At 46.8% G+C, this 13475-nt stretch carries 13 protein-coding genes; 5 read left to right on the top strand and 8 right to left on the bottom strand.

Annotated features, from left to right (window positions below; translation table 11 throughout):
* Window positions 1–84: 84 nt before the first annotated feature.
* Window positions 85–624 (bottom strand): RNA polymerase sigma-70 factor, encoded by a 540-nt coding sequence (locus tag DWX84_RS09590; protein ID WP_005860644.1) that lies wholly within the window; start codon window positions 622–624, stop codon window positions 85–87.
* Window positions 625–881: 257 nt separating this feature from the next.
* Here DWX84_RS09590 and DWX84_RS09585 point away from each other — a divergent pair, with 257 nt between their 5' ends.
* The gene (locus tag DWX84_RS09585) at window positions 882–3137 is read left to right on the top strand and encodes an inorganic phosphate transporter (protein ID WP_044545184.1); all 2256 of its coding nucleotides are present in this window, start codon (window positions 882–884) and stop codon (window positions 3135–3137) included.
* A gap of 56 nt (window positions 3138–3193) precedes the next feature.
* On the opposite strand, the gene DWX84_RS09580 is transcribed toward DWX84_RS09585, so the two are convergent.
* Window positions 3194–4066: a hypothetical protein gene (locus DWX84_RS09580; RefSeq protein WP_009276618.1), complete on the bottom strand. Its 873-nt coding sequence runs from the start codon at window positions 4064–4066 to the stop codon at window positions 3194–3196.
* A 196-nt stretch (window positions 4067–4262) separates the two neighbouring features.
* Between DWX84_RS09580 and DWX84_RS09575 the strand changes: the two genes are divergently transcribed.
* The 3 genes from DWX84_RS09575 to phnW are packed head-to-tail and all read left to right on the top strand — an operon-like array spanning window position 4263 to window position 7546.
* Entirely contained in the window at window positions 4263–5606 is a 1344-nt protein-coding gene (locus DWX84_RS09575; protein WP_009018755.1) for a DUF5690 family protein, read from the top strand.
* Window positions 5607–5640: 34 nt separating this feature from the next.
* Window positions 5641–6435 carry a phosphonoacetaldehyde hydrolase gene (gene phnX, locus DWX84_RS09570; protein WP_005860651.1) on the top strand — a complete coding sequence of 265 codons (795 nt, stop codon included), beginning with the start codon at window positions 5641–5643 and terminating at the stop codon, window positions 6433–6435.
* Between the two features lie 25 nt (window positions 6436–6460).
* Complete coding sequence (gene phnW, locus DWX84_RS09565) at window positions 6461–7546, top strand: 2-aminoethylphosphonate--pyruvate transaminase (RefSeq protein WP_005860653.1); 1086 nt, start codon at window positions 6461–6463, stop codon at window positions 7544–7546.
* Here the strand turns inward: phnW and DWX84_RS09560 are convergent.
* From DWX84_RS09560 to dapB, 4 genes are read right to left on the bottom strand one after another with little or no spacing between them, the layout of a single operon-like run.
* Complete coding sequence (locus DWX84_RS09560; protein ID WP_048928462.1) at window positions 7530–8159, bottom strand: WbqC family protein; 630 nt, start codon at window positions 8157–8159, stop codon at window positions 7530–7532. The genes phnW and DWX84_RS09560 overlap by 17 nt on opposite strands.
* 2 nt (window positions 8160–8161) lie before the next feature.
* Window positions 8162–9022, bottom strand: a complete 861-nt coding sequence (gene lepB, locus DWX84_RS09555; RefSeq protein ID WP_008774293.1) for a signal peptidase I — start codon at window positions 9020–9022, stop codon at window positions 8162–8164.
* 19 nt (window positions 9023–9041) lie between these two features.
* Window positions 9042–10439 carry a S26 family signal peptidase gene (locus tag DWX84_RS09550; protein WP_048928463.1) on the bottom strand — a complete coding sequence of 466 codons (1398 nt, stop codon included), beginning with the start codon at window positions 10437–10439 and terminating at the stop codon, window positions 9042–9044.
* Window positions 10440–10455: 16 nt separating this feature from the next.
* Window positions 10456–11172, bottom strand: a complete 717-nt coding sequence (dapB, locus tag DWX84_RS09545) for a 4-hydroxy-tetrahydrodipicolinate reductase (RefSeq protein ID WP_048928464.1) — start codon at window positions 11170–11172, stop codon at window positions 10456–10458.
* 76 nt (window positions 11173–11248) lie between these two features.
* Here dapB and DWX84_RS09540 point away from each other — a divergent pair, with 76 nt between their 5' ends.
* A complete protein-coding gene (locus DWX84_RS09540; protein ID WP_048928465.1) occupies window positions 11249–12529 on the top strand; it encodes a DUF2851 family protein in 1281 nt (426 codons plus the stop codon).
* Here DWX84_RS09540 and DWX84_RS09535 read toward each other — a convergent pair.
* On the bottom strand, window positions 12513–12896 hold the full coding sequence (locus DWX84_RS09535) for a hypothetical protein (protein ID WP_048928466.1): 384 nt from the start codon (window positions 12894–12896) through the stop codon (window positions 12513–12515). The genes DWX84_RS09540 and DWX84_RS09535 overlap by 17 nt on opposite strands.
* The gene (locus DWX84_RS09530) at window positions 12871–13122 is read right to left on the bottom strand and encodes a hypothetical protein (protein WP_005864002.1); all 252 of its coding nucleotides are present in this window, start codon (window positions 13120–13122) and stop codon (window positions 12871–12873) included. The genes DWX84_RS09535 and DWX84_RS09530 overlap by 26 nt, the downstream gene beginning before the upstream one ends.
* Between the last annotated feature and the right edge of the window lie 353 nt (window positions 13123–13475).

Here is a 13475-nt window from a genome sequence, read left to right as displayed (position 1 = left end):
GATTGGCTCCTTTTTTTGGTATATACACCGGCCGTTGTAGAGATGTGGCACGCTACGTCTTTACAAAGAGGGAACGTGGATAGATTAGTCGTTTATTTCTTTAGCTAGAGATTCCCGTAGTTTTCGGACTGCCGTGGCGATGTGGGCTTCTAATGTCTTTACTGATATTTCTAGGATATTTGCCGCATCCTTATATTTCATCTTATCTTCACGGATCAGTTTAAAAGCCATCTTGCATTTATCCGGGAGTGTATTGATCGCCTCATTTAAATGATCGATGCATTCTTTGGAAATAAGTTCTTCCTCGGGCGTAGTATCGGTATGCGCAAATAAATCGATCGTATTCTCATCGATCTGGACTTTCTCCATATGCTGTGTCCGGTATAGGCTGATGGCTTTGTGGCGGGCTATGCCATAGATATAAGAATCGAAGTTAGAGATCTCCGGTAATGACTTTCTATTATTCCAAAGACTTAGAAATGTATCAGAGACAATTTCCTCAGCTTCTACAGAGGAAGGCACATAAAGGGATGTAAACCGCATTAGCCTCTGAAAATAGGCTAAATAAAGCGATTTAAAAGCAGTTTGAGAATCGGATAGCGCGATTTCACAGACCCATTGCATTATTTCTTTGGAGTGTTTTTCCAAGTAACTAGAATCTTGTTAACTTATTTCCCTTCTAAATATATAGTCGCAAATGTATATAAAAACCCTTAGTGGATCTCTCTCTTAAAAGAGAAATACTTGATGTTAATTTCAACCTAATTTCATATCTGGTTGTTTTTGAATCTAATCCGCAGGTTGTAACATCATTGTAATATGTATGTAACGGATGCGAAATAATTGTTTCAGAACTTTGCGCAAGAATTATAACAATCAGTATGGAAACATTTTATTTGTTCTTGGTCATATTTTTGTTTGTATTGGCCATCGTAGATTTATCGGTCGGTGTTAGTAATGATGCCGTGAATTTCTTGAATTCAGCTATCGGCGCGAGAGCCGCATCCTTTAAAGTTATTATCGCTATCGCTGCTGTGGGAGTCTTTGTCGGAGCGGCGTTATCCAATGGTATGATGGATATCGCCCGGCATGGTATTTATCAACCCCAGCATTTTTATTTCTCGGAGATCATGTGTATCCTTGCGGCCGTTATGCTTACGGATGTGGTGCTACTGGATATTTTTAACTCGTTAGGTATGCCGACCTCGACAACGGTTTCCATGGTGTTTGAGTTGGTGGGTGGAACGGTAGCGATCGCTTTGGTAAAGATCGCTAGTTCTTCAGGCGCTTTGCAATTGGGGGATCTGCTGAATACCGAAAAGGCTTTTACCGTGATTTTGGGTATCTTTCTTTCTGTGGCGATCGCTTTTTTCTTTGGTGTGATCGTGCAGTATCTGTCCCGGATCTTGTTCTCGTTTAATTATAAGAAAAGCTCTAAATATTTTATTGGTCTGTTCGGAGGTTTAGCGGCCACTTCCATCATTTACTTTATGCTGATAAAGGGATTGAAGACAAGTTCTTTTATGACGGGTGAGTTCAAGGATATGGTGTATGCCAATACGGGGATGATCGTTTTGGGATGTATGGTATTTTTTACGATCTTGATGCAGGTATTGCATTGGTTGAAGGTGAATGTATTCAAGGTAGTCATTTTGATGGGTACGTTTGCCTTGGCGTTGGCTTTTGCCGGGAATGACTTGGTGAACTTTATCGGAGTCCCCTTGGCTGGCTATTCCTCTTATATGGACTTGATGGCGCAGGGAGGGACCACTACCACGGATACATTTTTGATGACCTCCTTGTTGGGACCGGCCCAGACACCTTGGTATTTCTTGGTGGGTTCCGGGGTCGTGATGGTAATCGCCTTGGCTACCTCCAAAAAGGCTCAGAACGTGGTGAAGACTTCCTTGGATCTGTCTCGTCAATCGGATGGAGAGGAGTCTTTCGGTACATCGCCTGTCGCACGGGTATTGGTACGGAATTGCAGTAATATATCCGCTACGATATTAAGTATCGTGCCCACTCCGGTTAAGAACTGGATTGATAGCCGTTTCAACCAAAGCGAGATGATCATGGATGACAAGGCTAGCTTCGACTTGGTACGTGCCTCGGTGAACGTGGTTTTGTCCGGATTGCTGATCGCTTTGGGAACCTCCTTGAAATTGCCTTTATCTACGACGTATGTGGCTTTCATGGTCGCTATGGGTACTTCGTTGGCAGACCGTGCTTGGGGGCGTGAGAGCGCCGTATATCGCATCACAGGCGTATTGTCCGTGATAGGTGGTTGGTTCATTACGGCAGGGGCTGCTTTTACGATCTGTTTCATCGTCGCTCTTTTGATTTATTGGGGAGGTATTCCAGCTTTGGTCGCTATGATTGGTTTGGCGATCTATTCGTTGGTTCGTAGCCACTTCGCTTATAAGGCTAAATTGCGGAAAGAGGCATTGAAGGAGGAGGTGAATTCTACGGTGTCTAAACTTCGTAAGGCTACGGATACCCGTGAGGCTTTGGCACTGTTCCGCGAGCATAGCCGTGAGGAATTACAATCCGATCTGGATTTTACGGCGGAAGTATTCGGTAAGGCGGTAAATGGATTCATGAATGAGAACCTCCGTGAGTTGCGCAAGGTCTTGACTGCCGTGGAGGAGAAGAAGATTCACTTGAAGCAAGTGAAACGTGTCGGTACGCTTGGCGTTACCCAATTGGATCACGATATCGCCGTGGAGAAGGGGCTTTATTATTATCAAGGAAATGACTTCGCCAGCGAGATCATATTCAGTATCCGTCGCTTAGCAGAACCGATGAAAGATCATATCGATAATAATTTCAGCCCGTTGAGTCCGGTACAGAAAGATGATTTTGGTAAGGTATCTGAACAAATCATCTCCTTCTTGAGAAATTGCGCTACTATGATCCGTAAAAACGATTATATTGGTTTTGAGGAGCTGATCGCTGAGTCGATTACCTTGATGAACCAACTTACCGCCTTGAAGAAAGGGGAGTTGAAGCGTATCCAAGGGCAGTCCGGCAGCACGAAGGTGAGCATGGTTTATTTGAACATGGTACAAGAGGCCCAGAACGTGGTTTCTTTTACGGCGAACCTTTTGAAGGTGAGCAGGAAGTTCCAGAAGGAATAATCAGTCTCTATTCTATTGGGATGGTGGGAGACGGGGCATGCCCCGTCTCTACTGGTTTATAGGGTTAGCATCTTCTTTTCTTTGACTAAATCACTCTCGTCCATCCGCAGGGATGGGACTGTACACATCTTGATAAAATCTCCTGTTTGGCAAGTATAATCATAGTAGGCCTGTTGTTCCGGGGTAAAATCTTCTTTATCGATCAGTCCGCTTTTCCGGCTCATGAATTCATCGATCTCCGTGCTTTCTGATTCCTTGATAAGAAGGATTCGGCGGGCAATCGGGTTACGATTATAATCCTGCCCGATGTATAATCCTCGTAATTGGCGGGGATTCTTGAAAAATGGTATTTGCAGGTATATCGTTACCATCGTGAATTGGGGCGCTTGGTTCTCGTTCAGCATGCAATGGAAATTCTGAGGATCGGGCATGATCCCGAATCCCCATTGAGCCTCTCCATAAGCGCTGATCCGCCCTACACGGACTTGATTATCCGAGGGGGAGAGTAGGAAGGGTTCCATCTTGAGGCAGTCCGAGGAGGAAGAAAGGCTGTAACTGGTATAGATTCCTTTGAAAGCCTCTATTTTAGAGGCGGAGAGCCGTGTCTCCTCCATCAATTGCTTGGCGAAAGGATTATCTTTTAGGCTATCCGGTTCGGCGAGCTCCATCTGGTCTAGGCGAAGGATCATCTCCTCTATATGGGAAAGCAAACGTTTTTTCGACACGTTATTCACTAGGGCGAGCGCCGAGTCCAGCGCTTCTTCCGGCGGGTAACTCTTGATGCCCTCGAAATAATTCGGCAATACGGTCGTATATAGGGAGGACAATATGCTGGGAGCCATATCGATCCAGTCGGCTATCTCTTTCATCTTAACCCCATTGCTTCGTAGATATTCGATCTTTCGGTAGAATTCTTGAAGATTGTTCATGTGTTTATATTCTTGATTTACCTTACAAAATAAGAGGACATATGTTGCGTTTCCGTTTCATGAATGTTACATAAATATTTCTTTATAATTTATTGATTCCTAGTTGGGTATTAATAATATACATTCATGGGTTCAGTAATATGTCTGTAACATGGCGGCTGTACTTTTGCCTTCGAAAATAAAACGACAGAAGATTATGGACACTGCGATACAGAGCAATAAAACATCCCGGAAACGGATTTCCGATCTCCTTTTCATCCTATGGGCCGGAGGGGCCGCCTTGCTTTCTTATTCCTTGGTATATATGTTGCGTAAGCCGTATACGGCTGCCGCTTTCGAGGATCTGGAGGTATTCAATATGGACTATAAGGTGGCGGTCACGATCGTGCAGATATTGGGATACGTGGTGTCGAAGTTCATGGGAATTAAGTTGATATCGGAGTTGCGGCGGGAAGAGCGTTTGCGGTTCATCTTGATGTCCGTGGTGATGGCGGAACTTTCGTTGGTATTCTTCGGGTTGCTCTCGGCTCCTTATAATATAGCGGCGATGTTCTTGAACGGGCTTTCGCTGGGATGTATGTGGGGGATTATTTTCAGCTTTATAGAAGGACGTAGGATGACGGATGTCCTCGCTAGTTTGTTGGGCGTAAGTATGGTGATCAGTTCCGGTACAGCGAAGTCTGTCGGCTTGTACGTGATGGATATATGGCAGGTCAGCGAGTTCTGGATGCCGGCTTTGATCGGGGCGGTGGCATTGCCTTTGCTAGCCTTGTTGGGATATGCGCTAAACCGGCTTCCACAACCTACGGAGGAGGATATCGCCTTGAAGTCGGAGCGGGAGACCTTGAACGGGCGGCAGCGTTGGGAGCTTTTCAAGAACTTCATGCCTTTCTTGACGATGCTTTTCGTGGCGAATATAGCGATCGTGGTGTTACGGGATATCAAGGAGGACTTCTTGGTGAATATCATTGATATGTCCGGTTACTCACCTTGGTTGTTCACGCAAATAGATAGCGTGGTGACCTTGACTATCTTGGCGATCTTTGGTTTGATGGTGCTCGTGAAAGATAATTTTAAGGCGCTTTCAGTCCTGTACGGTTTGATTATTACGGGCATGATGGTCATGGCGTTCGTGTCGTTCGGGCAGGAGCGGATGGGATTGAGTCCGGTGACATGGCTTTTCTTGCAGAGCCTCTGCCTGTATATGGCTTACTTAACCTTCCAGACGATTTTCTTCGATCGCTTCATCGCTTGTTTCAAGATACGGGGAAACGTCGGTTTCTTTATTGTCTTAACAGATTTTCTGGGGTACACGGGTACGATACTGGTATTGGTGCTAAAGGAATTCGTGGGTACGAGATTGGATTGGGCAGTATTTTATAACCAACTTGCCGGATATGTAGGGATCTTTTGCTGTGCCACTTTTGTCGCTTCCTTCGTATATTTGCGGCAACGCTATCGCAAGGAGACCGCTTTATGTGGCTGCGAGGAAATAGCAACTCTTGAGCCTACCGAAAACAATGTCCTTACGATCGCTTAAACAAGAAAATTATTAAATACGATACATACAGAATATGAAGAAGATTTCAGGTGTCATTATGGATTGGGCCGGTACGGCCGTGGATTATGGATGCTTCGCTCCGTTGAACGCTTTCCTCAAGGTATTCTCGGAAGAGAAAGGGATTGATATCACTTACCGGCAGGCCCGTGAGCCGATGGGTCTCTTGAAGATCGATCATATCAAGGCGATCTTGAGTATGCCGGAGGTGAACGAGAAGTTCCGTGCCTTGTATAAGAGGGACTGGAACAAGAGGGACGTGGATGAGATGTACACTAGTTTCGAGAAACATTTGTTCGCTTCCTTGAAGGATTTCACCACTCCGATACCGGGAGTCTTGGAGACGATGGCGATGCTTCGCGAGCAAGGTATAAAGATCGGCTCTACGACCGGGTACACGGCGAAGATGATGGAGATTGTCCGTCCCGGAGCCGAGGCCAAAGGATATAGGGTAGATAATCTGGTGACACCGAACGAGGTCCCGGCCGGTCGCCCCGCTCCGTATATGATCTATAAGAATATGATCGATTTGGCGATTCCTTCCGTAGATCAAGTGGTGAAGGTAGGAGATACGATCGCTGATATTAAGGAGGGCGTGAACGCCAAGGTATGGAGCGTCGGTATCGTGACCGGTAGCAACGAGATGGGCGTGAGCGAGGAGGAATATAACAGCCGTCCGGCGGAAGAATGGGAATCTCTGAAGAAAGAGGTGCGTGAGCGTATGTTGGCGGCGGGGGCTCATTTCGTCTTGGATACGATCGCCGAGCTGCCTGCTTGCATTGAGAAGATTAACAACAGGGATCAAGCCTGATAACCGAATAAAATAAAACAATCATATGAGAAACTATTTATTATTGACACCGGGTCCGTTGAGTACGTCGCAGACGGTACGTGAGGCCATGCTTCAGGATTGGTGTACGTGGGATAAGGATTATAACGAGGGTATCGTTACCCCGATCCGTAAAGGCTTGCTGGCGATAGCGGGACTGGACGGGGATGCGTACACCAGTGTCCTGCTGCAAGGTAGCGGAACGTATTGTGTGGAGGCTACGATCGGGGCCACCGTGCGTCCGGAGGATAAATTGTTGATCCTCGCTAATGGCGCTTATGGCAAACGTATGGCGCAGATCGCCGATTATTATCATATCAATTACGTACTGGTCTCTTTGCATGAGACGGAACTGGTAACCGGCGAGGTAGCCCGACGTGCCTTGGAGGAGCATCCCGGTATCACGCATCTCTCAATGGTACATAGCGAGACCACGACCGGTTTGTTGAATCCGATTGAGGAGGTAGCCGAGGTGATCAAGGGCCGGGGGATTACCTTTATCGTGGATGCGATGAGCAGCTTTGGCGGTGTCCCTATCGACGTGAAAGGTTTAGGTATCGACTTCTTGGTCAGTAGTGCGAACAAATGTATTCAAGGAGTTCCCGGCTTCGGCTTTATCCTCGCCCAAAAAGATAAATTGATGGCGACGAAGGGGAATGCCCGCTCGCTTTCCTTAGATATCTATGCCCAGTGGGAAGCGATGGAGAAAGGGGGAGGCAAATGGCGTTTCACGTCTCCGACGCACGTGGTTCACGCTTTCTACCAAGCGATGAAGGAATTGAACGAGGAAGGCGGTATCACGGCTCGTTATAAGAGATATCAAGAGAATCACCGAGTATTGGTGGAAGGTATGCGTGGATTGGGCTTTAAGACGTTACTGTCCGATAACGCGCAAGGACCTATTATCACTTCGTTCTTATATCCCTCTGCGGATTTCGATTTCGCCTCGTTCTACGTGCGGCTAAAGGAGAAAGGCTTCGTGATCTATCCGGGTAAGATCTCGGATGCGGATACATTCCGTATCGGTAATATCGGAGATATCTTCCCGAAAGATATGGAAGCCTTGATACAAGCGATTAAAGAGATCCGGTAATCGATGCCCGTAACGTAACGAGTCCTTCGGGGCCCATATTGAACAGCAAATCAGCAATACTCAGATTGGGGAGGAATCCGAATTTCTCCCGGAATACTTGATAATAAGGTTCCGGGCGGAAGGCGGGATCTTCCCCTTCGTGTTTCGGGCGGATCGTTTCCCGGAAATCGTTGGCTACCTCCGGTTCATAATGGTCGGTGTAGACGACTGCGGGTTGCATATCCAACAGGTCACAGACTAGACGGCGCAGTTCCTCGTTGAAGTCGAGGAGGAACTCGTATTTCTTTTCGTAGAAAGGAGCGAAGTCATCGGCATAATACTCGAAAAACGGACTCATATTGTAGGCCGATACCAAAGCGTTCCAGTGTAGGTGCCGCCAGTTTCCGTGGTCGGAGATACGGATGTCCTTGGTCTGGCATTTCAAGGTATCCGGCTTGACGATGGGGATGGATAGGGAGAGTGGGCCGTTCGCGGCGGCGATGGAACAACGGTTACGATAGGTTTGCTTCACGTAATTCTCGGCGGTCTCGATACGGACCTCCGGGTATTGGAGCATCTTACAATATTGTTGTATGGGGCCTAGATAGGCGGTCGCTATATATACAGGTCGCATGATTAATGAACGGGTTTAAAGATTCGTTGTTTGTCGGGGCTGTACCAGCAGAGCCAAGCGTTGCCGACGATATGGTCGGCCGGTATGAAACCGAGATGGCGGGAATCTACCGCCTCGTTGGTATTATCGGACAGTACCCAATAGTAGTCTTGTTGGAAAAAGAAGAAATTAGTCTCCCGCCCGTCCAGATATAACTTTCCGTCACGGAAGGAAGCTTTACCATCCGTCTCCCGCATGATGATCTCCTTGCAGGCGGTGAGCGAGGCGGCGTCCAGCGGGTAAGCCCGGTCTTTCCGGGGGACGATCAACATGTATTCTTGCATTTGTTCCCCGATAAAATGACGGTTTATGGCGTCGGGCAATTCCTCCCTCAATTGATATTCCTCGAAAGCCGTGAGGCTGAGCATACAGCCGAAACTTTCCTGCCTGAAATCCCTAAGTGGGATGTCCAACTTCTCTAACGTCTCCAAGAACGTCTCCTTGGCGCTCAGTGTTATGAAATAGGAACAGAGGGAGCGAGGAGAGCGGGGGATTTTATGCCCGTTTATCGTATATCCGTCCATGCTGACCCGGATCGTATCGCCCGGCATACCGATGCAGCGGCTGATGAATAAGGGAGCATCCGCTGAATCCCGCGAGAGCGGGCTGGTAAAAAGCACGACCTTGCCCCGGACGGGCTTATTCTTCCCCGGTATTTTATTGACTAGGATATAATCCCCTTTATGCAAAGCCTCTTCCATAGAGTCCGTGGAGATGCGATAGGACTCTATGCAGAAAAGGCGTATGAGCATGACGATCCCCGCGGCTAGTGCGAAAGCTGCCAGCCATTTCATGAGAACTATCAGGAATCGTTGGATTGTCATAATACGAAGTTTTCACCTCTTAATCCGGATGAACCCAACGGAACAGGCGGTTCCAACGGATACCACCGTCGAACAGGCTGCGATCCTTGTCCAAGGATAGCCAAACCAAGATCGGCTTGCCGACAATGTGATCCTCGGGTACGAAACCCCATGAGCGGCTATCCGCGCTATTATGGCGGTTATCGCCCATCATCCAGTAATAATCGTATTTAAACGTATAGGAAGTCTCGGGCTTGCCGTTGATGTAGACCTTGCCGTCCTTCACTTCCAAGGTGTTGTTCTCGTAATTCTTGATACAACGGCTGTACAACGCAAGATTACGTTCGTCCAACGGGATGGTAGCCCCTTTCTTCGGGATCCAAAGCGGCCCGAAGTTATCGCGGGTCCAGCCAGTATTGTATCCGACCGGATAGGTGGGGCCGCCCAACGTCTCCGGCTCGATGATAACCTTCTTCACGGTAGGTAACTTCTCCGCTATCGCCAAGGCCTTTTTCGTGAGCGGCAGGCGATATACCGGGTTGTACTGTCCGTTCGCATTAGGCGTAAAGCCTAGGTATGACAATAGGTTTTGGTAATAACCGCCGCTGGAGGCCAGCATACGGTCATCCTTGCTTACGTCCATCAAACGGAATTGCTCCTCTGTGATCGGGGAGCCGTCTGTTTCGATGAAGTAGTTGAACTGCATATCTTTCGGGTTCTCGGCGGGTTTACCGTCTATGTACACTTGGTTGTCTATGAGTTGGAGCGTATCACCCGGCATACCGATACAACGCTTCACGTAATTCTCCCGTTTGTCGACCGGGCGGTACATAACCTCGCCGAACGTGGCCTTATCCAATAAGATACGTTCCCGTCCGTACTCCTCGACCAAGGAGTAGTAATCCGGGTTTTGCACTTTCACGGCGATCGTGTCGCCTGCGGGGAAGTTGAACACTACGATATCATTACGTTTCACGTGGCCCAAACCTTTCACCCGTTTGTAGCCCCATTCCGGCCAATCCAGATACGATTTACAGTTTAAGATAGGCAACGTATTTTGTACCAACGGGAAGGAGATCGGAGTGTTCGGTACGCGAGGGCCGTAACTTAATTTGCTGACGAACAGGTAATCTCCTACCAGCAAGGATTTCTCTAGGGAAGAACTCGGTATCTGATAGTTCTGGAAGACGAACAAATTGATGAAATAAACGGCTACCAGCGCGAATACGATATCGTCCACCCATTCCAATACGTTGCGTACCGTCGGGTTCTTAGACCGTTTCCAAGCTCCCCAAGGGATGTAGTGCGTCAAGAATATATCGACTAGGACGATTAATCCCAGCAGTAACCATAAGTTTTGCATCCAGATAGCGAACAACGTGTATAATACGGCCGCTATACTAAACTTGATCCATTGTTTTTTCGTGAACTTCTTCATCTTTTAGCTGATACGTTTAGAATTTGAATAAGTCATTCATGCCTAGGAAACCTTTCTTTCCGGCGGTAAACTCAGCGGCTACCACTGCGCCTAAGGCAAATCCGGCACGGCTCTTGGCATCATGCTTGATACTGATCGTATCCACGTCCGACTCATACGTGATCTCGTGGATACCCGGAACCTCACCCTCACGGATGGCGTGGATTGGTAGGTCGGTCGCGCTCTCGGCGTTCTCTAAGGTCCAGCGGTCTTTACGATCGATGTTTTCCAAGATTCCTTCGGCCAACGTGATAGCCGTTCCACTGGGTGCGTCCAGCTTGTGGATATGGTGGACTTCCGTCATCTTAACGTCGTAGGAGGGGAAGTTGTTCATGATTTTCGCCAGATACTTGTTCATGGCGAAGAAGATATTTACGCCGATGCTGAAGTTGGAGGCGTAGAAGAAGGTTTTGCCCTCTTTCTCGCATTTCTCCTTGATCTCGCCGATACGGTCCAGCCATCCGGTAGTACCCGATACGACCGGCACGCCTACCTCGAAACATTTCATATAGTTATTGAAAGCGGTAGCCGGGGTAGTAAACTCAATTGCCGCGTCGGCACTCTTGAACGCTTCTGAATATATATCCTCAGCGTTATTGATATCTATGATGGAAACAATTTGATGTCCTCTTTGGATGGCGATCTGCTCGATCGTTTTGCCCATTTTCCCGTAACCTATAAGTGCAATTTTCATACTTTAATTCAATTAATGTCGCAAATATACAGAAAATGAATTACATTTGAATCCAAAATCTTAACTCTGAAAGAATATGGAACGTTTATTACACTATGTTTGGAAATACAAACTCTACGCGAGTACTCCATTGACTACCACCGAGGGGCTTCCTATCACTGTTATCGATCCCGGAATACAAAACACCGACGCCGGTCCCGACTTCTTCAACGCCAAGGTAAAAATCGACGGCACGGTATGGGCGGGAAGCGTGGAGATCCACGAAAAAGCTTCCGATTGGTTGCTGCATCATCATGATTCAGATAAGGCATATGACTCCGTTATCTTGCATGTAACGGGTGTGAATGACGCGTCTATCTGCCGGATGAACGGTGAGCCTATTCCTCAATTGATATTATCCGTTCCGGAACCTGTCCGGAAAAATATCGATTGGTTATTGGTAAGAGAGGTGCCCGTCCCCTGCCTCGAGCGGATTCAAGATGTGGACTCCGTGCATCTGGCCTCATGGATGGATACCTTGCTCAGTGAGCGGCTGGAACGAAAGACAGAGGATATATACCGTCTGCTGGATCAGTACCAAGAGGATTGGAACGAGGTATTCTATATCCTATTGACCCGTAGTTTCGGCTTTGGCGTGAATAGCGACGCTTTCGAGTGGTTGGCGAAAAGCCTCCCCCTGCGATATATCCAAAAGCAAAGGGCTAGCGAGTCGCAAGTAGAGGCGATGCTTTTCGGACAAGCGGGTATGCTCTCGGAAGAGGGCTCCTGCCATTACTACCGTCTGCTGAGGCGGGAATATGAGTTTCTCCGCCATAAGTTCGGCCTCAAGCCTTTGGATGACTCCTTGTTCAAAAGCCTTCGCATCCGTCCGACCAACTTCCCGCATGTGAAGCTGGCGCAACTGTCCGCTATCTGGCATCGGTACGATACGTTGTTCTCGATGATCCTGTCCGCTTCTTCTCCTAAAGAGATCAAGGATTATTTCCGTATCCAACCCTCGGATTATTGGAAGAATCATTATCACTTCCAATACGCCTCGGTGCAAAAAGATAAAATGATCGGGGAGAATGCCTTGAATATCCTGTTAATAAATACGGTAGTCCCTCTGCTATTCGCTTACGGCGGTCGAAATAAACTTCCTGAGTATTGCCTGCGTGCGACCCGCCTCTTGGAGAGTATCCCGCCGGAACGCAATCATATCGTAACCGCTTTCGCTCGATCCGGTATCGAAGTCCATAACGCTGGTGATACGCAATCACTCATCCAGTTAAAACGAGAATATTGCGAGAAGCGAAAGTGTTTGTATTGCCGGATTGGGTTCAGGTTGCTAAAACGAAGTGTTAATCCTCCTCGGTAAAAGGAGCTCTTATATACTTGCCGTCTTTATGATTATTGGTGATATAACGTATAATATATCGATCACCTTTCCGGTTGAAAAAAACATACCATGTGGTATGTTTACTGCTTTTTCGTTTGAAAAAGGCGTATTGCAAATCTTTCCCGTATCGGTTGAACCTCATTTCAGCTGTATGGGAGAGGTTATAATGTGGCGCATGAGGTAAAGTGTGGATGAAGTCGAGGATATCATCGATAAGTATGTTTGCGTACTCAATGTATGAATAATAATCTTTCTCAAATAAGGTGTCGGCTAAATCCATCAGATAAGTGATTATTTCTTTAGGGATAATAACTTTTGTGTTATTTTCTTTGTGCGTTTTTTTCATAGAAATGTTTTCTTAGTTCTTGTTTTGCGTATTGTCTGAATTCCTCGATGCTCAATCCTTTGTTCCAATCTCGTTCAAATTCATCAAGGTTACTATCCGATAGGTTTACTCCCAATCGTTGCAATATAGGATTGATCATATCCCCATATTTCTTTAAGTCGATGCGAACGTAGCTGTTGTTCCCTGCCGCATCTTTCTCCAATTCGATACCTGATACTTCTGACATAGTTGCTCTATTTATTTGGTTATACTTCCATCTATCGCGAAGATACTGTTTTTAATTAGGTATCTGCCTTATTTCGGGTGTTTTATTTTACAATAAGTTCGATGTGAATTACCGTTTTGTAAGAGATTGATAACCAGACTCGAAAAAACACGTACATGTTTTTTGGAAAAGTCGTACGTGTTTTCCGAAAAACATGTACGTGTTTTCGGGAAAACAAGCTGATGTTTTTTTCCGGATGAGCCGCGATGATATTCTTTAGGAGAGAAAAATGACAATAAGGTGAAGATAATTTATGATAACTCAATTAATTTAGGTGGCCTGTATAGATTAATTAGCGTATATATCCTTATCGT

Source organism: Parabacteroides sp. AF21-43 (genome assembly GCF_003635435.1).
Lineage (GTDB): Bacteria > Bacteroidota > Bacteroidia > Bacteroidales > Tannerellaceae > Parabacteroides > Parabacteroides distasonis.
This window is presented reverse-complemented; position numbering and strand designations above follow the sequence as displayed.